Source organism: Thiohalobacter thiocyanaticus, from assembly GCF_002356355.1.
Lineage (GTDB): Bacteria > Pseudomonadota > Gammaproteobacteria > Thiohalobacterales > Thiohalobacteraceae > Thiohalobacter > Thiohalobacter thiocyanaticus_A.
Map to the genome: position 1 here is coordinate 631,770 of NZ_AP018052.1, position 21,426 is coordinate 653,195.

At 68.0% G+C, this 21,426-nt stretch carries 20 protein-coding genes; 9 read left to right on the forward strand and 11 right to left on the reverse strand.

Translation table 11 applies throughout. The annotated features are described in order from the left end of the window. Window positions 1–164: 164 nt before the first annotated feature. The 3 genes from CFK21_RS02945 to CFK21_RS02955 form a co-directional block, all read right to left on the reverse strand. Complete coding sequence (locus CFK21_RS02945; protein WP_096364584.1) at window positions 165–935, reverse strand: hypothetical protein; 771 nt, start codon at window positions 933–935, stop codon at window positions 165–167. Further along, on the reverse strand, window positions 935–1,498 hold the full coding sequence (locus tag CFK21_RS02950) for an RNA polymerase sigma factor (RefSeq protein ID WP_096364586.1): 564 nt from the start codon (window positions 1,496–1,498) through the stop codon (window positions 935–937). The genes CFK21_RS02945 and CFK21_RS02950 overlap by 1 nt, the downstream gene beginning before the upstream one ends. A 494-nt stretch (window positions 1,499–1,992) precedes the next feature. Then, a complete protein-coding gene (locus CFK21_RS02955) occupies window positions 1,993–3,171 on the reverse strand; it encodes a PilT/PilU family type 4a pilus ATPase (RefSeq protein ID WP_096364588.1) in 1,179 nt (392 codons plus the stop codon). Between the two features lie 284 nt (window positions 3,172–3,455). Between CFK21_RS02955 and glnE the strand changes: the two genes are divergently transcribed. The 8 genes from glnE to CFK21_RS02995 all read left to right on the forward strand — a co-directional run bounded on the left by glnE (window position 3,456) and on the right by CFK21_RS02995 (window position 12,604). Next, window positions 3,456–6,362 (forward strand): bifunctional [glutamate--ammonia ligase]-adenylyl-L-tyrosine phosphorylase/[glutamate--ammonia-ligase] adenylyltransferase, encoded by a 2,907-nt coding sequence (gene glnE, locus CFK21_RS02960; RefSeq protein ID WP_231971550.1) that lies wholly within the window; start codon window positions 3,456–3,458, stop codon window positions 6,360–6,362. Between the two features lie 222 nt (window positions 6,363–6,584). Continuing rightward, complete coding sequence (locus CFK21_RS02965; protein ID WP_096364590.1) at window positions 6,585–7,505, forward strand: branched-chain amino acid transaminase; 921 nt, start codon at window positions 6,585–6,587, stop codon at window positions 7,503–7,505. Between the two features lie 384 nt (window positions 7,506–7,889). Next, the gene (locus CFK21_RS02970; RefSeq protein ID WP_096364592.1) at window positions 7,890–8,114 is read left to right on the forward strand and encodes a zinc-finger domain-containing protein; all 225 of its coding nucleotides are present in this window, start codon (window positions 7,890–7,892) and stop codon (window positions 8,112–8,114) included. Window positions 8,115–8,137: 23 nt separating this feature from the next. Beyond that, the gene (locus CFK21_RS02975) at window positions 8,138–9,073 is read left to right on the forward strand and encodes a mitochondrial fission ELM1 family protein (protein ID WP_096364594.1); all 936 of its coding nucleotides are present in this window, start codon (window positions 8,138–8,140) and stop codon (window positions 9,071–9,073) included. A 5-nt stretch (window positions 9,074–9,078) separates the two neighbouring features. After that, on the forward strand, window positions 9,079–10,197 hold the full coding sequence (locus CFK21_RS02980) for a glycosyltransferase family 4 protein (protein WP_172844233.1): 1,119 nt from the start codon (window positions 9,079–9,081) through the stop codon (window positions 10,195–10,197). Beyond that, the gene (locus CFK21_RS02985; RefSeq protein WP_096364596.1) at window positions 10,194–11,249 is read left to right on the forward strand and encodes a glycosyltransferase family 10 domain-containing protein; all 1,056 of its coding nucleotides are present in this window, start codon (window positions 10,194–10,196) and stop codon (window positions 11,247–11,249) included. The genes CFK21_RS02980 and CFK21_RS02985 overlap by 4 nt, the downstream gene beginning before the upstream one ends. A gap of 124 nt (window positions 11,250–11,373) precedes the next feature. Continuing rightward, the gene (locus tag CFK21_RS02990) at window positions 11,374–11,778 is read left to right on the forward strand and encodes a DUF6165 family protein (RefSeq protein ID WP_096364598.1); all 405 of its coding nucleotides are present in this window, start codon (window positions 11,374–11,376) and stop codon (window positions 11,776–11,778) included. 22 nt (window positions 11,779–11,800) lie between these two features. Beyond that, complete coding sequence (locus CFK21_RS02995; RefSeq protein WP_096364600.1) at window positions 11,801–12,604, forward strand: glycosyl transferase; 804 nt, start codon at window positions 11,801–11,803, stop codon at window positions 12,602–12,604. 231 nt (window positions 12,605–12,835) lie between these two features. On the opposite strand, the gene CFK21_RS03000 is transcribed toward CFK21_RS02995, so the two are convergent. The 3 genes from CFK21_RS03000 to lpxL form a co-directional block, all read right to left on the reverse strand. Continuing rightward, on the reverse strand, window positions 12,836–13,750 hold the full coding sequence (locus CFK21_RS03000) for a glycosyltransferase family 9 protein (protein ID WP_096364602.1): 915 nt from the start codon (window positions 13,748–13,750) through the stop codon (window positions 12,836–12,838). Window positions 13,751–13,889: 139 nt separating this feature from the next. After that, complete coding sequence (locus CFK21_RS03005) at window positions 13,890–15,032, reverse strand: O-antigen ligase family protein (RefSeq protein WP_096364604.1); 1,143 nt, start codon at window positions 15,030–15,032, stop codon at window positions 13,890–13,892. Between the two features lie 6 nt (window positions 15,033–15,038). Next, complete coding sequence (lpxL, locus tag CFK21_RS03010) at window positions 15,039–15,956, reverse strand: LpxL/LpxP family Kdo(2)-lipid IV(A) lauroyl/palmitoleoyl acyltransferase (protein ID WP_096364648.1); 918 nt, start codon at window positions 15,954–15,956, stop codon at window positions 15,039–15,041. A gap of 220 nt (window positions 15,957–16,176) precedes the next feature. Here lpxL and waaA point away from each other — a divergent pair, with 220 nt between their 5' ends. Next, on the forward strand, window positions 16,177–17,442 hold the full coding sequence (waaA, locus tag CFK21_RS03015; RefSeq protein WP_369801255.1) for a lipid IV(A) 3-deoxy-D-manno-octulosonic acid transferase: 1,266 nt from the start codon (window positions 16,177–16,179) through the stop codon (window positions 17,440–17,442). Between the two features lie 410 nt (window positions 17,443–17,852). Here waaA and CFK21_RS03020 read toward each other — a convergent pair whose 3' ends face one another. From CFK21_RS03020 to CFK21_RS03035, 5 genes are all read right to left on the reverse strand, one after another. Further along, the gene (locus CFK21_RS03020; protein WP_096364650.1) at window positions 17,853–18,398 is read right to left on the reverse strand and encodes a hemerythrin domain-containing protein; all 546 of its coding nucleotides are present in this window, start codon (window positions 18,396–18,398) and stop codon (window positions 17,853–17,855) included. A gap of 184 nt (window positions 18,399–18,582) precedes the next feature. After that, complete coding sequence (locus CFK21_RS03025; RefSeq protein ID WP_096364652.1) at window positions 18,583–19,893, reverse strand: TolC family outer membrane protein; 1,311 nt, start codon at window positions 19,891–19,893, stop codon at window positions 18,583–18,585. A 234-nt stretch (window positions 19,894–20,127) separates the two neighbouring features. Beyond that, window positions 20,128–20,451, reverse strand: coding sequence for a rhodanese-like domain-containing protein (locus CFK21_RS03030; RefSeq protein ID WP_096364654.1), 324 nt, complete (start codon window positions 20,449–20,451; stop codon window positions 20,128–20,130). Window position 20,452: 1 nt separating this feature from the next. Further along, window positions 20,453–20,611 (reverse strand): hypothetical protein, encoded by a 159-nt coding sequence (locus CFK21_RS15095; RefSeq protein WP_157745273.1) that lies wholly within the window; start codon window positions 20,609–20,611, stop codon window positions 20,453–20,455. Next, the gene (locus CFK21_RS03035; protein ID WP_096364656.1) at window positions 20,601–21,278 is read right to left on the reverse strand and encodes a protein-L-isoaspartate O-methyltransferase family protein; all 678 of its coding nucleotides are present in this window, start codon (window positions 21,276–21,278) and stop codon (window positions 20,601–20,603) included. The genes CFK21_RS15095 and CFK21_RS03035 overlap by 11 nt, the downstream gene beginning before the upstream one ends. Window positions 21,279–21,426 lie beyond the last annotated feature (148 nt).

Consider the following 21,426-nt stretch of genomic DNA (forward strand, 5'->3'; position numbering starts at 1 on the left):
TGATACCGCGGAAGTACCGCAGGTCGGGTTGGCCTGGAAGGCGTAACCCGACATCCACCGCGGCATGCGGGTTACGCTGCGCTGGCCCGACCTGCGCTCTGTTTCCGTCATCAAAAAAAACGGGCCGCGAGGGCCCGTTTTCTGTCTCCGCGCAAGCGGATCGATCAGACGCTGATATACACCCACCCCTCCTGCAGCCGGGTCAGGATCTGGTCCAGCGCGTTGGGCGTGGTCAGGGCCTGCGGCAGCAGCGGCGGCACCTGGTCGCGGTGCTCGCGCTCCAGCATCTGGTTGATGGCGGTCTGGCAGGCGAAGAAGGTCAGTTCCTCGTACCTGAACTGCAGGTCCTCGATGCGGTCGGCGAAGGGCGAGATGTCGGCCCGCAGCAGGTTCAGGCCGCCGGCATTGGCCACCAGTTCCAGTTCCACCGGCATGTGGCGGGCGCGATAGGTCTGGAGCAGCCGCTCGGTGGTGTCCAGCGCCTGTTCCAGCTTCTGCGGGTCGTCGGAACTGATGTGCAGCAGGATCTTGCGCCCGCCCTGTACGGTGGGGGCCTCGTCGACCTGCGCGGTCTGAAAGGCCCTTTCCTCGTCCAGGTACATGGCCTTGACGTCCAGGTCATTGTTGCCGGGATGCAGCTGGGCATTGGAAATCCAGCCGGCCGCGGCGCCGACGACCAGCAGTGCGGCGGCAGCCACGGCCTGCAATGGGCCGCGCAGGGCGCGACCATGACCGCTGTGCTCGGCACGTTCCGAGGGCAGCTCGTAGGCGTGCTGGACCAGTTCGCGCAGGCGCTTGATTTCACAGGCGCGATGGCTCAACTCGCTGTCCGACTTGATGGTCGACAGGATGCGGCTCTTCTCATCGGCATCGAGTTGATTGTCGATGAAGGCGTTGAGATGCTCGTCGGAGATGAGCTTGTCGTCGGATGACATTACTTGATTCTCCTGATACGGGTCGGGTTGTCATCTGTGGCGGCATCGCGCATCAGATCGGTGCCCAGCAGGCGTTCCTTGAGCGCCCTGCGTGCCCGGCACAGCCGGCTCATCACCGTGCCCACCGGCACCCCGAGAATGTTGGCCACTTCGATATAGGAGCAGCCCTCCAGGTCCACCAGGGTCAGCACCTGGCGCTGGCCAATCGGCAGGGTGGCGATGGCGCCGCGCACCTCGGTGACCACCTGGTGGGTGTGGCCTTCGTCCTCCGGCGAGGAGTCGCTGACGAAGGGGATATCGTCGATATCCACCGTGTCGCGGCTGCGCCGGAAATGATCGCGCCAGGCGTTGTTGAGGATGCTGAACAGCCAGGTGTCCAGCGCCTCCAGTTCACGCAGCTGGCCGGATTTCTTCAGGGCCTTTTCCATAGTCTCCTGCACCAGATCGTCTGCCAGCGCCGGTTCGTGACACCAGGAGTAGGCGATGCGATACAGCCGTTCCCGGTTGCCTTCCAGGCGTTGACGAAACGCCTGGTTCCGGCCGAAAAGTTTGACCAGTTTCATTGTCTCTCCTCTAGCCCCCGGCGGTTGTGGTGCCGGCTGCAGGCCGCCCCTGCTTGAGGGAGCGGCTGTTGTTTCAAATCAAGACGGCTGTTCGGAACGGATTATTCCATAAAAAACAGCCCGGCGCCGTGCGGGCCGCGCTGCCGGTCGGCCCGCGGCGGGGCCGGCGATGGAGTATGCAGACGGGGGTAGGAATAAATCTGACAGGGGCGGCGTCTAGGAGGGTGTACAGGGGCCGTTCGGTTGACATTGTCTCCCTCCACTCAAGGCCATGTTTTCTCGCCGAACACGTACTCCTCCACCCCTGTGAGGCTTGCCCCGGCCACTCCGGCCGGGGCTTTTTTATGTCCGACAGGCAGGTTGGGCTGAGCAGCGCGAAGCCCAACAATCGGGGGCGGGAAAGGGCGTAGGTCGGGTTAGCGCAGCGTAACCCGACAGGCCGCGGCGAGTGTCGGGTTACGCCTTTCAGGCTAACCCGAACTACGACGGGGCTGTCATTCGTCCGCCAGCTTCAACCCCAGCCCGCCGCCGGCGGTGGCGATGTTGCTGCTCGGGGTATCGTCCTCCTCCAGACTGAAGGATTCGCTCTTCTCGGCCAGGGCCTGCTCGGCGTCCTCGGCCGTGAGATTGATGCGCAGGCGCAGGTTGTTGGGGGAGTCGGCATTGCGCAGCGCCTCTTCCAGGCTGATCCGGCCTTCCATGTAGAGGTTGTACAGCGCCATGTCGAAGGTCTGCATGCCGAGGTTCTCGGATTTCTCCATGACCTCCTTGATCTCGTGCACATCGCCGCGGCGCACCAGTTCCTTGACCAGCGGGGTGCCCAGCAGGATCTCGATCGCCGCGGTGCGCTGGCCGTCGACGGTCTGCACCAGGCGCTGGGAGATGAAGGCGCGCAGGTTCAGCGACAGGTCCAGCAGCAACTGGTCGCGCTTCTCCTCGGGGAAGAAGTTGATGATGCGGTCCAGCGCCTGGTTGGCGTTGTTGGCGTGCAGGGTGGACAGGCAGAGGTGGCCGGTCTCGGCGAAGGAGATGGCATGCTCCATGGTCTCGCGATGGCGGATCTCGCCGATCAGGATCACGTCCGGCGCCTGGCGCAGGGTGTTGGCCAGGGCGTCTTCATAGGAATCGGTGTCCAGCCCGACCTCGCGCTGGTTGACGATGGACTTCTTGTGCGAGTGGATGAACTCGATCGGATCCTCGATGGTGATGATGTGGCCGGTGGCGTTGGTGTTGCGATAGTCGATCAGCGAGGCCAGCGAGGTGGACTTGCCCGAGCCGGTCGCGCCCACGAACAGCACCAGGCCGCGCTTGCTCATCAACACGTCGGTGAGGATGGGCGGCAGCCCCAGGTCCTGCCACGCCGGGATATCGGTCTTGATGTTGCGCACCACCATGCCGATGCTGTTGCGCTGCTTGAAGATGTTGACGCGGAAGCGGCCGACATTGTGCTCGGAGATGGCCAGGTTCATTTCCGGCTTCTTCTCGAAGTCCTTCTGCTGGGTTTCGCTCATCAGCGAGTAGGCGATCTCGCGGATGCGCTCCGGCGTCATGGTGGCCTTCTCCACCACCTTGAGTTGGCCATGGAACTTGGCGCAGGGCGGCGCCCCCGTGCTCAGGTAGAGGTCGGAGGCGTCCTTCATGACCATGATCTTGAGATAATCCTTGAATTCCATTCTTATTCACCCCGGGATGACGAATTAAATCCGCAATTGGAAGTTCTCTATTGTGTCGGCCCGCCGGCATGGGGCTTGAGACGTCGGCGCCAGCCCCGGACAGGCCGTCATTGCGAGGCGCGCAGCGCCGTGGCAATCTCCAACCGGTTGATTCTGCGTGACGAGATTGCCGCGCTGCGCTCGCAATGACGGGAAAATCCGACTGGCGGGGACGTTTTCAGCGTCGGCCGCCAGTGCGTAACATGGCGTAAACTTGCGAGAAAACACGACATTAAGGACCCCGTGTGAACCCCGTCACATTTGAGGAGATTGCCGCCGGGCTGCCGGAGATCCTGCGCGAGGATGTCCAGCGGGCCTGGGCGCGCTACCGCGAGCGTGCGGAGACCGAGGACATGCGCATCCCGGCGCATCCGGATTTCCTGCGCCCCCTGGCCCGGGTCTGGGCCGCGAGCGAGTATGTCGCTCAGAGTTGCGAGCGCGAGCCCGGGCTGCTGGCCGAACTGCTGGAGTCCGGTGAACTGCTTGCCGATACCGCGCGCGGCGAGTTGCGGGCCCGGGCCGAGACGGCGACCGCCGAGGCGCTCAACGCCTTCGACCTGGGCGAGGCCCTGCGCCGTTTCCGCCGCCGCGAGATGGTGCGCATCGCCTGGCGCGACCTGGCCGGCTGGGCCGGGCTGGACGAGGTGCTGCGCGAGCTGACCGAGTTGGCCACGGCTTGTCTGCAGGTGACGCTGGAGCGGCTCCATGCCTGGCTGTGCAGGGAGCTGGGCACGCCGAAGGACAGCGCCGGCCGGCCCCAGTCGCTGGTGGTGCTGGGGATGGGCAAGCTGGGGGCTGGGGAGTTGAACTTCTCCTCCGACATCGACCTGATCTTCGCCTACCCCGAGCCCGGTCGGCTGGGCAAGCGCGACGGCCTGAGTTACGAGGAATTCTTCACCCGTCTTGGCCAGCAGCTGATCGATACGCTGAACCGTCAGACCGGCGAGGGCTTCGTCTACCGGGTGGACATGCGGCTGCGGCCCTATGGCGACAGCGGCCCGCTGGTGATGGATTTCGACATGCTGGAGGAGTACTACCAGTCCCAGGGTCGGGAGTGGGAGCGCTATGCCCTGATCAAGGCGCATCCGGTGGCGGGCGACCCGGACCAGGCCGCCGAACTGATGGAACTGCTGCGGCCCTTTATCTACCGCCGCTACCTGGACTACGGCGCCTTCGAGCAGCTGCGCGAAATGAAGGCCATGATCACGCGCCAGGTCCAGAGGCGCGGCATGGAGGACAACATCAAGCTCGGCCCCGGCGGCATCCGCGAGGTGGAGTTCATCGCCCAGGCCTTCCAGCTCATCCGCGGCGGCCAGGAGGCGCGCCTGCGGCTGCGCCAGGTGCAGGACGTGCTGCGCAACCTGGCCCGGCTGGACCTGCTGCCGGGCTTCGCCGTCGAGCGCCTGATCCAGGCCTACGGCTTCCTGCGCCGGACCGAGAACCGGCTGCAGGCGTTCGCCGACGAGCAGACCCACGAACTGCCCACCGACGCGGCCGGGCAGGCCCGGCTGGCCCTGGCCATGGACTTCCCCGACTGGGCGGCGTTTCTCAAGCAGCTGGACCGGCACCGTCGCTTCGTCGAGGAGCAGTTCCAGCAGGTGTTCGGCTCGCCCCACACCAGCGAGGAGGGCGACCGCGAGACCGAGGCCCTGGCCGGCCTGTGGCAGGACCAGCTCGACGAGGAGGCCGCCCTGGCCCTGCTGCATGAGATCGGCTTCGAGCATCCCGACGAGGCCCGTCGGCTGCTGGGCCAGCTGCATCACAGCCTGGAAAGCCGCGCCATGGGCAAGCGCGGGCGCGATCGCCTCGACCGCCTGATGCCGCTGCTGCTGGCGGCCATCGGCGAGGCGCGCGACCCCAACGAGACCCTGGCCCGGCTGGCGCGGCTGCTGGAGACCATCAGCGGGCGCAGCGCCTACCTGGCCCTGCTGGTGGAAAACCCCATGGCGCTGTCGCAGCTGGTCCAGCTGTGCGACGCCAGTCCCTGGATCGCCGCCGAGTTGACCCGCCATCCCATCCTGCTCGACGAACTGCTGGACCCGCGCACCCTCTACACCCCGCCCGGCCGGGAACAGCTGGAGGCGATGCTCGAGCGGCGCTTCGAGAACATCGCCCCCGATGACCTGGAGACGCAGATGGACGCCCTGCGCCACTTCAAGCAGATGGCGGTGCTGCGGGTGGCGGCGGCCGATGTCGCCGGCGCCACCCCGCTGATGGTGGTCAGCGACTACCTCACCGCCATCGCCGAACTGGTGGTGCAGAAGGTGCTGGCCATCACCTGGGATCACCTGGTCGCCCGCCACGGCGCGCCCCGCTGCGGCACCGGCAAGGCCCGCCGCGACGCCGGCTTCGCCATCATCGGCTACGGCAAGCTGGGCGGCATCGAACTGGGCTACGGCTCCGATCTGGATCTGGTCTTTCTCAACGATGGCGAGGGCGAGGAGGCCTGCACCGAGGGGGCGAAGCCGCTGGACAATGCCGTCTTCTTCGCCCGCCTGGGTCAGCGCATCATCCACCTGCTCAATACCCTGACCCCGGCCGGCGTGCTCTACGAGGTGGACATGCGACTGCGTCCCAGCGGCGCCTCCGGCCTGCTGGTCACCGACATGGCCGCCTTCGCGGCCTACCAGCACGAGGAGGCCTGGACCTGGGAGCATCAGGCCCTGGTGCGTGCCCGCGGGGTGGCCGGCGACCCCGATACCCTGGCCGCCTTCGAGGCCGTGCGCCGGGAGGTTCTGTGCCGCAGGCGCGATCCCGAACGCCTGCGCCGGGAGGTGCGGGATATGCGCAGCCGTATGCGCACCGAACTGGCCGTGCGCGAATCCGGCCGGTTTGATCTCAAACAGGGTCCCGGCGGCATCGCCGATATTGAATTCATCGTCCAGTACGGCGTGTTGCGCTGGGCGCACGCGCATCCCGATCTGGTAAGATACAGCGACAATATCCGGCTGCTGGAAGGCCTGACCGGGGCCGGGCTGATGGCGGAGGACGATGTCCGGGTGCTCAGCAACGCCTACCGGGCCTACCGCAAGCGGGTGCACAACCTGACCCTGCAGGAGGTGCCGGCCGTGGTCTACGAGGGCGAATTCGTCCAGACCCGGTCGGCGGTGCTGGGGATCTGGAAGCGGATATTCGAGAGTCAGGAGTCGTAGGTCGGGTTAGCGCAGCGTAACCCGACATGCCGCGACGAGTGTCGGGTGACGCCTTTCCGGCTAACCCGACCTGCATCACTGCCTCAAGCGATTGAAAGATTACCGTCATTGCGAGCGAAGCGCGGCAATCTCCCAATCGCGACCGCAGATTCATGAGATTGCTTCGTCGCTTCGCTCCTCGCAATGACGAAGCCTGTATAGAAGCCACAGGAGAACCACAAGATGTCGATGGCCGATCGTGACGGCGTCATCTGGATGGACGGCGAACTGGTGCCCTGGCGCGAGGCCACCACCCATGTCCTGACCCACACTCTGCACTATGGCATGGGGGTGTTCGAGGGCGTGCGCGCCTACAAGGCGGACAAGGGCACGGCCATCTTCCGGCTGCAGGACCACACCAAACGCCTGTTCCGTTCGGCCCACATCCTCAAGATGCACATGCCCTGGAGCGAGGACGAACTGAATCAGGCCCAGCTGCAGGTGGTGCGCGACAACCAGCTGGAGTCGGCCTACATCCGGCCCATGTGCTTCTACGGCTCCGAGGGCATGGGCCTGCGCGCCGACAACCTGCAGACCCACGTCATGGTCGCGGCCTGGGCCTGGGGTGCGTACCTGGGCGAGGAGAACATGCAGAAGGGCATCCGCATCAAGACCTCATCCTTCACCCGCCATCATGTGAACATCACCATGTGCCGGGCCAAGGCCAACGGCAATTACATGAACTCCATGCTGGCGCTCAACGAGGCGCTGACCGACGGCTATGACGAGGCCATGCTGCTGGATGCCGAGGGCTTCGTCGCCGAGGGCAGCGGCGAGAACATCTTCCTGGTGCGCGACGGCGTGCTCTATACCCCGGACCTGACCTCGGCGCTGGAAGGCATCACCCGCGACACCATCCTGCGGCTGGCGGCCGAACTGGGGCTCGCCGTGCGCGAGAAGCGCATCACCCGCGACGAGGTGTATGTCGCCGACGAGGCCTTCTTCACCGGCACCGCCGCCGAGGTCACCCCGATCCGCGAAGTGGACAACCGGGCCATCGGCAGCGGCACCCGCGGGCCGATCACCGAACAGCTGCAGAACCTGTACTTCGATGTGGTGCACGGCCGTCACCAGGTGCATCCGGAGTGGCTGACCTACATATAGGTGCCGGGTGCCAGGCACCAGGGCCGAGGAAAACACGCTCAAGCTGCAAGTGCACTTGTTTGAGCCGCGTCATTCCCGCGCAGGCGGGAATCCACACGACCGCGGACCTGGATCCCCGCCTGCGCGGGGATGACGGTAAACTGAAATCCGGGTCGGGAATGCAGGTTGGGCTGAGCAGCGCGAAGCCCAGCACCGGGCCGCCGAGGTTATCTGATGAATGTCCGTCATTGCGAGCGCAGCGTGGCAATCTCTGAGTGCTGGCTCGCCCCGTGCGAGATTGCCGCGGCGGCTCCCATAGAACCCCTTCGGGGTTCATCATGGGTACCCCACCCTTCGGGTCTGGGCATCGCAATGACGGAGAAATGATTTTCCGGGAGGAAAAACATGACCAACCCCAACACCGCCGCCGACGCCGGCACCGATAAATACGAAACGCCCAACGCCAGCAACCGCTACGAGGTCACGCGCGACGACCTGCCGCTGCACTGTCCGCTGGAGTCCATGAGTCTGTGGAATTCCCATCCGCGGGTCTACCTGCCCATCGAGGCCACCGGCGAGGCGCAGTGTCCCTACTGCGGCGCCCATTACGTACTCAAGGGGCGGGACTGAAAGGGGGCGCAGGGCCTGCCGGCATGATGCAGTCCCGGACCCGGGTGATCTGGCGCTTCGTCGATGGCGTGCCCGGCCATGACAACCAGAGCGCGGGCCTGATCGCGGCGCTGCGCGACCGCGCGGCGATCGAGGTGTATGCGCCGGCCCGCGCCGCACGCCTGCCGGCGCTGCTGTACTGGGCGGCGGGCCGCTATCCGCCCGGCGCCGACCTGCCGGCCCCCGATCTGATCATCGGCGCCGGCCATGCCACGCACCTGTCCCTGCTGGCCGCCCGCCGCGCCCGCGGCGGACGCTGCGTGGTCCTGATGAAGCCCAGCCTGCCCTGCCGCTGGTTCGATCTGAACCTGATCCCCGAACACGATGCGGTGCCGGACTGCGCCAGTGTCGTCACCACCCGCGGCGTGCTCAACCGCATCCGGCCCGCGCCGGTCAAGGACCGCGCCCTGGGCCTGTTTCTGATCGGCGGTCCGTCGCGCCACTACGACTGGCAGGACGAGCACATGATGGACCAGGTGCGCTCGGTGGTGAGCCATTTCCCCAATCATCGCTGGGAGCTGACCACCTCCCGCCGCACGCCCCCGGGCTGGCTGGCCTACCTGCGCCAGCACCTGGAGCCGGGCCTGCTGCGCCGACTCAGTCTGCACGACTGGCGCGAACTCGAACCCGACTGGTTGGTGCAGCGGCTGCCCCTGGCCGACAGCGCCTGGGTCAGCGAGGACAGTGTGTCCATGGTCTACGAGGCCCTGACCGCGGGTGCGGCGGTGGGGCTGCTGGACGTCCCGGCCAAGGGCAGGAACCGGGTTTCCACTGGCACCCGCAACCTGCTGCAGAACGAACAGGTGGTGCGCTATGCCGACTGGCTGGCGGGCAAGAAGCTCGCGCCCATGCGCGAGCCGCTGGACGAGGCCGGGCGCTGCGCCGAGGTCATCCTGCAGCGCTGGTCGGGCGACAACTGAGGGGCATGGTGTCCGAGCGGCCCCTGACCGTGGTGCAGCTGCTGCCCGCCCTCGACGGCGGCGGGGTGGAGCGCGGCACCCTCGAGGTGGCACGCGAACTGGTTCGTCGCGGTCATCACTCCTGGGTCATCTCCGGCGGCGGCCGGCTGGTCTCGCGCCTGACCGGTCAGGGCAGCCGGCATCTGCAGTGGCCCATCGGGGCCAAGTCGCCGCTGACCCTGCGCTGGGCGGGGCGGCTGCGCGCCTTCCTGCGCGAGCAGCGGGTGGATATCCTGCATGCCCGCTCGCGCCTGCCGGCCTGGGTGGCCTGGCGGGCCTGGAAGGGGCTGGCGGAGGCCGACCGGCCGCACCTTGTCACCACTGTGCACGGTCTCTACTCGGTCGGGCGCTACAGCAGTGTCATGACCCGCGGCGAACGGGTGATCGCCGTCTCCGACACCGCCCGGCGCTACATCCTGGACCACTACCCGCAGGTGCCGCCGGCGCGCATCGTTACCATTCCCCGTGGCGTGGACCCGGAGATCTTTCCCCACGGCTACCGCCCGCCCGAGTCCTGGGCCCGACGCTGGTTCGAACAGTACCCCTTCCTGCTGGAGCGTTACGTGCTGACCCTGCCGGGGCGGCTGACCCGGCTCAAGGGTCACACTGATTTCATCGAACTGATGGCGCGGCTGGTGGCCGCGGGGCTGCCGGTGCATGGCCTGATCGTTGGCGGCGAGGACCCGCGCCGCCGGCGCTATGCCCGCGGGCTGCACGAACAGATCCGCCGCCGCGGGCTGGATGCGCACATCACCTTCACCGGTCACCGCATGGACGTGCGCGACATCTACGCCGTCTCTAATCTGGTGCTGTCGCTCTCGCGCAAGCCCGAGTCCTTCGGCCGCAGCGTGGTCGAGGCCCTGTACATGGGCGTGCCGGTGGCCGGTTACGACCACGGCGGCGTGGGCGAGGTACTGGCGCGGCTGTTCCCGGCCGGGCGGGTACCGGTGGGCGACCTGGATGCGCTGGAGCGCACGGTGCGGGAACTCCATGCCCGCCCGCCCGAGATCCCGGCCAGTCATGACTACGATCTGCAGACCATGCTGGATGCCACCCTGAGCCTGTATCGGGAACTGGCCGGTTGAGCGCTGCGGTGCCGATCCGGGTCAAGGTGCTGAGCCGGGAGGCGCCGGGCGTGTGGGAGCGCCAGCTGCCGGGGACGGACCCGTGTTGGGGCCGCTGCCGTTTCAGCTTCGATCCGGCCGGGCGCGACTACGACTGGCTGGTGGTCTACGACGATTTGCCGCCGCAGGCCGGCGAGCGGCGCTCGCGGCGCATCGAGTCCCTGGCCTGTCCGCGTGCGCACACCCTGCTGGTGACCACCGAGCCCGCGTCGATCAAGACCTACGGCCGCGCCTACACCAACCAGTTCGGCTGTGTGCTGACCAGTCAGGAACCCCGGGCACTGCCGCATCCGGACCGGGTGTATGCCCAACCGGCGCTGCGCTGGTTCTACGGCGTGGGTGGCAGCGGATTGATCGGCTGGGACGAACTGGCTGCCATGGCGCCGCCGCACAAGACCCGCGCCATTTCACTGGTGTGGTCGGACAAGCGCCAGCGCCACACCCGCCATCGCCAGCGCCACGACTTCATGCGCCGGCTGCGCGCGGCCCTGCCCGAACTCGATGTCTATGGCCGCGGCGGCGGCGACATACGCCCGCTGGAGGACAAGGCCGGGGCACTGGACGCCTACCGCTGTCATGTCGCCATCGAGAATCACGTCAGCCTGCACCACTGGACCGAGAAGCTGGCCGACGCCTTCCTCGGCTATACACTGCCCTTCTATTACGGCTGTCCGAACGTGACCGATTACTTCCCCGCCGACAGCCTGGTCCCGATCGACATCACCGACTTCGGCCGTGCCTTGAGTACCATCAAGGCGGTGCTGGCCGACGCCGGTGAGTATGAGAGACGCCTGCCCGCCATCCGCGAGGCGCGCCGGCGGGTGCTGGAGGAGTACAATTTCTTCGCCGTGGTGAGTGGCATCATCGAGGCGCGGCACGACCGCGCGACCGCCGCGCCGGGCGGGCGGTTGTATTCGCGTTATGCCCTGCGCCGGGCGCGCCCGGGTGTGGCGCTGCAGCAGGCCTGGGAGAAGGCCCGCGCCCGTGCGCGCTGTCTGTATCGGCGTGGGTGAGCCTGTAGGATGGGTGGGGCGCAGCGCAACCCATCACCTCCAGCGGCCTGGTGATGGGTTATGGCGCAAGCGCCTCCACCCATCCTACGAGACTGTCATGGCTCAGATCGGCTGAAGGAAACGCATGAACGACACTGAAAACACCATCCTGATCGAGGTCGGCGCCGGCGAGCTGATCGACAAGCTCACCATCCTGCGCATCAAGTCCGAGCGCATGACCGACCCGGCCAAGCTGGCCAATGTGCGCCGCGAGTTCGAGGTGCTGTCGCGGGTGCGGGATGCGAGGCTGCCCGCCGCGCCGGAACTGGACCGGCTGGAGGAGGCGTTGCAGCAGGTCAATGCCGCCCTGTGGGAGATCGAGGACGCCATTCGCGACTGCGAGGCGCGCGCAGACTTCGGCGAGCGCTTCATCGAGCTGGCGCGTTCGGTCTATATGCAGAATGACCGCCGGGCCGAATTGAAGAAGGCGATCAATGAACTGTGCGGCTCGCGTATCGTCGAGGAGAAGTCCTATACCGAGTTCCGCTGATCCCGGCCGTCCGTTCGACGGCGTGGTGCTGATCAACCTCGACAGCCGCCCGGACCGGCTGGCGCGCTTCCGCGCACAGGCCGCGGCCGTGCCCGCCCTGGCCGGCTGGCAGCGCCTGAGTGCGGTGGCCGGCACCGGACTGCCGGGCTACGGCAGACGGCCCTGGTTCCGCGGCGGGAGGCGCGACCGCGTCTGGGCCGGTCGGGCCGGCTGCGTGCTGTCGCATCGCCGCGCGATCGAGCTGGCGCGGGCGCAGGGCTGGCGCAGCCTGCTGATCCTGGAGGACGATGTCGAGTTCGACGCGGCTCTGAATGCAGCGCTGCGCACGCCGGCGCTGGCGGCGGCGCAATGGGATATCTGCTATCTCGGCTACAGCCGCTGTCTGGGGCCGCTGCAGCGGGTGACGGTGTTCGACGATACAGCCTCGCTGTATGCCGTGCAGGGTGCCTACACCACCCATGCCTATCTCCTGCGCACCAGCCTGTACGACTGGCTGCTGCGGCGGCTGCCCACTGAGGCCGACGTCTGGCCCTGGCTGGCCCGGCACCGGGCCATCGATCGCTGGTATGCCCGCCACCTGGCCGCGCACTTCCGGGTTGCCGCCGTCTCCCCCACCCTGGTCGGGCAGTTCTCGGATTTCTCCGACATCGGTCAGCGCGGTCCCGGTTCCGACCGCGCGGCCCATCTGCACGGGCGGCTGGCGTCGGAGCGCGCGGTCGGGCCTGCCGCCTTCCGGCTGGGCTTGGGGCTGCGGCGGCTGCAGTTCGCCGGTGCCGGTGCGTGGGATGGCGTGCGTGCCGGCATCAAGCGGATGAGGGGGTTCTGAATCGAACGCCGTTGATTTGGGCGAAAAGACGGAATAGTAGAGTAGGATGGGTGGAGGCGCTTGCGCCATAACCCATCTCAGGCCGCGCGCGGCGATGGGTTTCGCTTCACTCCACCCATCCTACGGTAGATGGGGTTCGATCCGCGCCAGTTGCGTAGGATGGGTGGAGCGCAGCGCAACCCATCTTGCACGGCACTCCGATGGGTTGCGGCGCAAGCGCCTCCACCCATCCTACGGTAAACGCGGTTCGATCCGCGCCAGCACTGCCTCCACGCTCAACGCATTCAGGTCGGGTACCGCAATGGCATCGAACTGCGGCCGCAGGATTCCCGTGCGCCGCGGCGTGGTGTGCGGTCCGAACAGGGCCAGTCCCGGCGTGCCCAGGCAGGCGGCGAGGTGGCTGGGGCCGGTGTCGTTGCCCACCACGAAGGCGGCCCGGCGCAGCACTCCGGCCAGTTGGAACCAGTTCAGGTAGCCGTCCGGGCCGGTCAGGGTGTGGCCGGGAATGGTCCGCGCCAGTTCCAGTTCGTCCGGCCCCGGCGCGGTGACCACCTCGTGGCCGCGCGCCTGCAGGGCCGCGGCCAGTTCGGCGTAGTGCGGCCAGCGCTTGTGCGGATGGCGCGCCGCGCTGCCGGGGATGAGCACGATATAGGGTCGGCGCACCCCGGCGGCATCCAGCAGCGCGGTCACGTCATCGGCCATCCAGCCGACGTCGGGCGCGGGCGTATGCACCACCGGCACGCCGGCGGCGGCGAGCTGGGCCCGGTAGCGTTCCTGGTCCGGGTCTTCCGGCGCCACCGTGCCGGTGTCGCGCGACCAGGGAATGCCGGGCAGGAACAGCCGCCGGTACAGGGCGGTGCGGTCGGAGCTCTGCAGGTCATAGACCTGGTCGAAGCCTTCCGCCCGCAGTTGCCGGCGCAGGGCGAGTTGTTCCCGCAGCCGGCGCAGCGGCAGGCGGGCGTCCGGGATCACGGCATCGATATGCGGACAGCGCTGCATCAGGGCGCGATAGGCGGGTTCGGTGAGCAGCGTGATGCGGGCCAGGCGGTGAAAGAGGCGCAGATCCGCCAGTGCCCCGCTGCACTGGATCAGGTCGCCGAAGGCGCCGTGGCGGATCACCAGGATGTTGTGTGCCTCACGTCTCATGTTTCTCTCTGCCGCAGGCCGGGTTGCGATGGGTTACGCTGCGCTCCACCCATCCTACGGAATCACCGCGCGTAGGATGGGTGGAGCGCAGCGCAACCCATCATCCATGACAGGCCCGGAGTGGTCGTGAATACCGCACTCATCCCGGCCTGTGTTCCGGACGGGACCCGCGCAATACCCCCCAGGCAAAGACGGTCACCAGCATCCAGATGTTCAGGAAATGCGTCGAGTTCAGCAGCGGGTACTCGATACAGCCGGCCACCACCGCTGCCGCCAGCAGCGCCAGCATCAGCCGGGTCTCCCCGCGGCCGTCGCGTTCCAGCCTCAGCGCCAGCCGGCCCGTCGACCACAGCCAGCCGGCCAGGGCGAGCAGCCCGCCGCCCAGGGCCAGGTCCAGCAGCAGGTTGTGCGGTGAGTTCAGCGGCGCCCCGGGCAGGTCGCGGAAGGCGTCGATGCCCCAGCCGAGCAGGGGCGATTCCAGGATCCGATGCAGGGCGAACCAGGCGGCCTCGATCCGCCGCTGATCGCCGGAGCCGAGTTCGTCGGCGGGGATGCCGCCCGTGAGCACATAGGTGTACACCAGCGCAATGGCCAGCAGCGCCAGGCCGGCCAGCAACCGGTGGCGCCAGGGCCAGAACAGGACCAACAGGCCGGTCAGGCTGGCCAGCACCGCCCCGCGCGAATCCGAACCCCAGAGGGCGCTGAGCAGCAGCGCCGCCAGCAGCCATAACCCGACATTGGACGGCCGCGCGCGCAGCAGCCCGGCGCTGAGAATCAGGCCGAGGGCGGCGAAGCTGCCGTAGGGATTGGGATTGCCGGCAAGCCCGGTGAAATAGGGCCGGGGCCAGGCCTGCAGGTCGGTGCCATGGCGCTGCAGCCAGTCGATATGGCCACTGAGCGCCGTGACCGCCAGCGCGGCCAGGGCGATCCAGACCGCCCCGCGCAGACTGAGCCAGCCGCGCTCGAGCAGCAGCAGGATGCCCAGGCCCACGCCCAGCAGGCGCAGGTTGAGCTTGACGAGATCGGCCCAGCTGCTGGCCGTCTCCATGCCGATGAACTGCTGGCCGATCCCGGCCAGGGTCACCGGCACCAGCCACCCGGCGCTGGCGGCGAGATAGCCGCGCAGGGCCGGGCGGCGCCAGTCGCCGCGCCGCGCCAGCAGCAGGGCCAGCACCAGCAGGCCGCCGCTGATGTGCAGGCTGGCCCACTTGGGCGGCAGGCTCAGCAGCAGGAGGGCGAACAGGCCGTGGGCGGCGATGACGGCAGGGCGGGATCGATCCATGGGTGCTCAGTATACCGCGGCCGCACCGCCCGGCCGGGTCTTGAAGCGCCGGTGCGCCCACAGGTACTGCCCGGGCCGGGTGCGGACCTGCGCCTCGATCAGTGCATTGATGCGGGCGGCATCGGCCTCGGGTGACGCCCCGGGGAAGTCTGCCAGTGCCGGCTGCAGGCGCAGTACATAGCCGCGGCCATCCGCCCGCCGCTCGGGGAAGAAGGGCACCACCGCCGCGCCGCTGGCCGCGGCCAGGCGCGAGGTGGCGGTGATGGTGGCCGCCGGTACGCCGAAGAAGGGGGTGAATACACTCTTCTCGCGGCCGTAGTCCTGGTCGGGGGCGTACCACACCGGCATGTTCCGCTTCAGGCTGCGCAGGAAGCCGCGCATGTCCTCGCGCGCGATGGCGCGTTCGAAGTGACGTTCACGCGCCCGGCGCATGGCGCGCTCGAACACCGGATTCTTGTGGCGGCGGTAGAGCACATGGAAGGGGGTCTGCAGGGCCAGCAGCCGGCCGGCGATCTCCAGGGTGGTGAAATGCGCGCTCAGCAGGATCACGCCGCGGCCCCGGTCCAGCGCGGCCTGCAGGTGTTCCAGGCCTTCCACGGAATAGCGCCCGGCGAGCCGCTGCGCCGGCGTCCACCAGCTCATGGCGGTCTCGATCACGCCCAGTCCGAGCGACTGAAAGTGCTGCCGGAGCAGGGCGGCGCGCGCCCGGGCGTCCAGTTCGGGAAAACACAGCTCCAGGTTGATGCGGGCGATGCGGCGGCGCTCACGGGCCAGACGATACAGCAGCCGTCCCAGTCCCCGGCCGAGGGCACGCTGCAGCGGCCAGGGCAGCTGCGCCGTGCCCCAGCCCAGCCCGAGCAGCAGCCAGGTCGGCCAGTGGCGCGGGGCGAGCAGGGCGGGCGGCAGGGGGTCGGGGCGGGGCATGGTGAAAAATATTCACATCCCGTCATTCCTGCGAATGCAGGAATCCAGGAGTTGTGACCGATGCGGGTTACTGGATCCCGGCCTGCGCCGGGATGACGGATCTGCAGGTATCATATATGTAAGTTTACCCGTTCGGACATGGACTTGTCCGCGGACCGGGTCATTGCAGTCGCGCGCCCCAGGCGGGATACTCGGCAGCCCTGTGTCCGAGTTGCTGGAAGTGTCCTTGCGCGCGCTCTATTCCGCCCTGCTGTATCTGCTGCTGCCCGTTGCCCTGCTGCGGCTGCTCTGGCGCGGCCTGCGTGCGCCGGCCTATCTGCGCCGCTGGGGCGAGCGCTTCGGCTTCGTGCCGGTGCTGGAGGCGCGGCCCTGGATCTGGGTGCATGCGGTCTCGGTGGGCGAGGTGCAGGCCGCCGCGCCCCTGGTCAACGCCCTGCTGGAGCGCTATCCCGAGTATGAACTGCTGGTGACCACCACCACGCCGACCGGCGCCATGCAGGTGCAGCGGCTGTTCGGCGAGCGGGTGCGCCACGCCTATCTGCCCTGGGACCTGCCGGACGCGGTGGCGCGTTTCCTGGCGCGAACCCGGCCGCGGCTGGGGCTGATCATGGAGACCGAGTTGTGGCCGAACCTGATCGCGGCCTGCGCGCGGCGGGAGATCCCGGTGGCGCTGATCAATGCCCGGCTGTCGGCGCGCTCGGCGGCGGGCTACCGCCGGGTGCGCGGGCTGGCCGCCGCCACCCTGCGGCGGGTGCGCTGGATCGGCGCCCAGAGCGACACCGATGCCGGACGCCTGATCGCCCTGGGCGCCGACCCGGCGCGGGTGACGGTGACCGGCAATACCAAGTTCGATGCCGTCATCCCCGGCAGTGCGCGTGAGCAGGCCGAGGTGCTGCGCCGTGGCTGGGATCCGGCCCGGCCGGTGTGGATTGCCGCCAGCACCCACGAGGGCGAGGATGAGCCGCTGCTCGCCGCCCATCGCCGGGTGCGTGCGCGCCTGCCGCAGGCGCTGCTGATCCTGGTGCCGCGCCACCCGGAGCGTTTTGCCCGCGTGGCCGGGCTGGTCGAACGCGCCGGGTTCCAGGTCGCGCGGCGCAGCCGCAACGAACCGGTCACGGCGCAGACAGCGGTGTACCTGGGTGACACCATGGGCGAACTGCCGGTGCTGCTGGCCGCCGCGGATGCGGCCTTCGTCGGCGGCAGTCTGGTGCCGGTGGGCGGCCACAACCCGGTGGAGCCGGCCGCGCTGGGCCTGCCGGTGCTGTATGGCCCGCATATGTTCAATTTCAGCGGCATCGTGCAACTGCTGGAACAGGCAGGCGCGGCGCGGGCGGTGGCGGATGCGGGGGAACTGGCCACGGCGGTCAGGACCTGGCTGGAGGATGCCAGCGGGCGTGCCGAGTGGGGCGAGCGCGGGCGCCGGGCGGTAGAGGCCAACCGCGGGGCGCGCGACCGGGTGCTGCAGCATCTGGCGGAGTTGTTGTAGCAGGACGCTGCCGGAAACGGGTTACGACCCTGATTCCGGCATGTAGGATGGGTGGAGCGAAGCGCAACCCATCGCGGTGCGGCCTGAGAGCGATGGGTTACGGCGCACGCGCCTCCACCCATCCTACTGTGTTACGCAGGCCGGGATAGGCGCAGTGTCCCCGGCATTTGTGCCGGGCAAAGCGTGTAGGATGGGTGGAGCGAAGCGCAACCCATCGCGGTGCGGCCTGAGAGCGATGGGTTACGGCGCACGCGCCTCCACCCATCCTACTGTGTTACGCAGGCCGGGATAGGCGCAGTGTCCCCGGCATTTGTGCCGGGCAAAGCGTGTAGGATGGGTGGAGCGAAGCGCAACCCATCGCGGTGCGGCCTGCAGGCAATGGGTTGCGGCGCACCGCGCCTCCACCCATCCTACTTGAGGCTGTCGGGCAGGGCGTCCTCGGCGACGTTGCGCCGGCGGGCCATGGCGCGGCCGAGGCGCTTGCGGTCGGCGTCGTTCAGGGCCTGCTCGGCCGGCATCAACACCTTCTGTTCCTCATGCTGGATGTGCTGGCGATAGGCGTTGGTGAAGGCACGGATGCGCGCGTCCAGCGCGGCGCTGTCATCGATGCGGTCCAGCTCGGCGAGCCGGGCATCGAGCTCACGCCAGGCGGATTCCAGTTCCGGGTGCTGGGCGCTGAGTTCGCGTACGGCGGCATTGAAATCCGGGCTCTGCTCCTCCAGCAGCGGGAACAGATCGCGCTCCTCGTCCTGGTGATGCAGATGGGCGGCCGTGTTGAAGTAGTGCCGGATCTTCTCCACCGTCTCCTGCAGTTCCGCCTGCTTGCCCGCGTCGATCTGCGCGGGCAGTTTCTCCAGGGTCGAGCAGTGCATCAGCATGCGCATGTGGCAGGCGCGCAGCAGCCCGAGCGGGTCGTCGAAGCCGGGGGCCGGCTGGGGGAAGGGGAAGTCGGGCATAAATAACAGAGACCGTCAGGGAGCCTGATCTGAATGACGCATGCACGAAATTCCAGCTGCCGCCATCCCGGCGCAGGCCGGGATCCACGACCGGCGGCGGTTACTGGATTCCGGCCTGCGCCGGAATGACGGGAATGTTGTTGCTTGCGACATTTGTCCGAGCATCGGTTATTGAACCTGAACCCTACTGGAACCAGCTGTTGATGGCCTGCAGGTCGTCCACCCCGAGGCTGCCGGCGGCCTGCTTCAGGCGCAGGGTGCTCAGCAGGTAGTCGTAGCGGGCGCGGGCCAGATCGCGCTGGGCGCGGAAGCGCTCGCGCTGGGCGTCCAGCACGTCGACGATAGTGCGGGTGCCGACCTCGAAGCCGGTCTCGGCGGCCTCCAGCGCGGTCTCGGTCGAGACCAGGGCCTGTTCCAGGGCGCGCACCTGGGCGATGCCGCTGGCCACGCCGCGGTAGGCGTCGCGGGTCTGGCGCTGGGTCTGGCGCCGGGCCTGGTCGAGTTGCTCCTGGCTTTCGATGAAGCGGTAGTGGGCCTCGCGGGTGAAGGAGTTGACCGCGCCGCCCTGGAATAGCGGGATGTTCAGTTCCAGGCCGATGCTGGCGTCGTGGCGCTTCACGCCGGCGATGCCGCCGAAGTTCTGGTCGCGGCGGCTGAGGGCGGCGCTGGCGTCCAGGGTGGGGTAGTGGCCGGCGCGCTGGCGCTTGACCTCCTGGCGGGCGGCCTCGACCGCGGCCTGCAGGGCCACCAGGTTGAGGTTGTTGTCCAGCGCCTTATCCACCCAGACGCCGGTCTCCTGCGGCTCGGGCTGCAGCAGCTGCAGCTGGTCGTTGAGCGGATTGATCGGTTCGTTCAGTTCCCCGGTGATCTCGTACAGCGCCTCGCGGGCCGAGTCCAGTTCGTTCACGGCCACGATCTCCTGGCTTGTCGCCAGGTCGTAGCGGGCCTGGGCCTCGTGCACGTCGGTGATGGCGATCAGCCCCACCTCGAAACGTTCCTTCGCCTGTTCCAGCTGGCGGCCGATGGCCTCCAACTCGGCGCGGGCGAAGATCAGGTTGTCCTGCGCGGCCAGCACGTTGAAGTAACCCTCGGCCAGGCGAATGATCAAATCCTGCTCGGCGGCGCTGTACTCGGCCAGGGCCCGGGCGACCAGGCTGTCGGCCTGCTCCAGGGCGACGAACTGGTCCCAGCGGAACAGGGTCTGGGTGGCCGACAGGGTGTAGACCTCGTCGGTTGAATAGCTGGTCTGGTCGGTGATGCGGTTGTCGTAGCGGTTGCGCTGGTAGCTGCCGTTGATGCCTACGTTGGGCAGCACCTGCGCCAGGGCCTGGTCGTCGGCTTCCAGCAGGGCGTCGCGGTTGGCGGCGGCGGCGCGCAGGGTCGGGTCGCTGTCGGCGGCGATCCGGTAGGCGCCGAGCAGGTCCAGCGCCAGGGCCGGTTGACTGGCCAGCAGGCCGCTCATCAGGGTTGCCAGCAGGGTGCGTTTTGCGTTCATGCGTTCATCCGGTTGCGGGTGACATGTGGGGGTCGGGATCAGCGTCCCATTATCGGTTGGTGTTGCTGCGTCCGCAATGACGGAGGTCAGGGACACAGGTGGCGCTTAACATGAGCCGGAGTTCAGTGAGTAGGATGGGTGAAGCGTAGCGCAACCCATCGTAGTCCGCCGTCCGGGTGATGGGTGACGGCGCTGCGCGCCTTCACCCATCCTACCTGCTCGCAATGACGGGGGTCAGTAGGTCGCCATGCCCGGGTCCACGTCCCGGGCCCAGGCATCGACCCCGCCCCTGAGGTTGATGACGTTGCTGAAGCCGAGCTGGGCCTCCAGGTAGCGCGCCACGCTGTAGCTGCGCACGCCGTGATGACAGATCACGATGGTCTCGCGTTCCGGGTCCAGCGTCTCGGCCTTGAGCGGGATCTGGCGCATCGGGATCAGGGTCGAGCCCTCGATGCGGCAGACTTCGTATTCCCAGGGCTCGCGCACGTCCAGCAGCAGCGGCGGTATCTGCGCCTGTTCCAGATGGGCCTTGATTTCGGCGGGCGTGAGTTGGCGCATCTCAGGGCCCCGGGCGGATCCGGACATTGTGTGCATCGCGGCTGCACTCGCCGGCGTCATTCCGGTACAGGCCCGGATCCAGTGACCGCTGCGGCATCTGGATCCCGGCCTGCGCCGGGATGACGATGATAAAGTCGGTCAGACCTTGCTCAGAAGTCAAAGTTCTCGATCCGCGGTGCGTTCTCCAGCGGCGGGATGGAGGTGTCGAACAGACTCTCACTGGCCCACTGGTCGGCCGCGACCCGCGTGATCAGCATGGCCTCCATCACCGGCGGCTCGCCCACGATCACGAACAGCCGGCCGCCCACGGCCAGGGCATCGTGGAAGCCGCGATGCAGCAGCGGCAGCGAGCCGGTCACGGCGATGACGTCGAAGCCCTGCTCGGCGTCCCAGCCGGCGGCGGCGTCCTCGGTGCGCAGCTCCACATTGGTGATGCCGTGTTGCTCCAGCTTGCGCTCGGCGGCGTACTTGAAATCCGGGTGCAGGTCCACGCTCAGTACCTGACGGCCGAGCCGGGCCAGGCAGGCGGTGAGATAGCCGCTGCCGGTGCCGATCTCCAGGATGCGGTCGCCGGGCTGGATGGCCAGGGACTGCAGCAGCCGGCCTTCCAGCCTGGGCGGCATCATCACCTGCCCGTGCTCCAGCGGCAGGCTGATGTCGGAGAAGGCCAGGGTGGAGCGGTACTGGGTGGGGACGAAGTCCTCGCGCGGGGTCTGCATGAGCACATCCAGTACGCGCTGGTCGAGCACGTCCCAGGGCCGGATCTGCTGCTCGATCATGTTGTGGCGGGCGCGTTCGAAATCAGCGCTGTCAGCCTGTTCGCTCATGCTTGCGGTATCCCCGTGTCAATCGCTTCAGCCGGTTAGGTTACGGGGTTTGCGGGGGGCAGGCAAGGTGGGACGAAAAGCCCCTGTGCCTTTCCGGAGAATCCGTCATTGCGAGCGGAGCGCGGCAATCTCATAACGTAGAATCAAT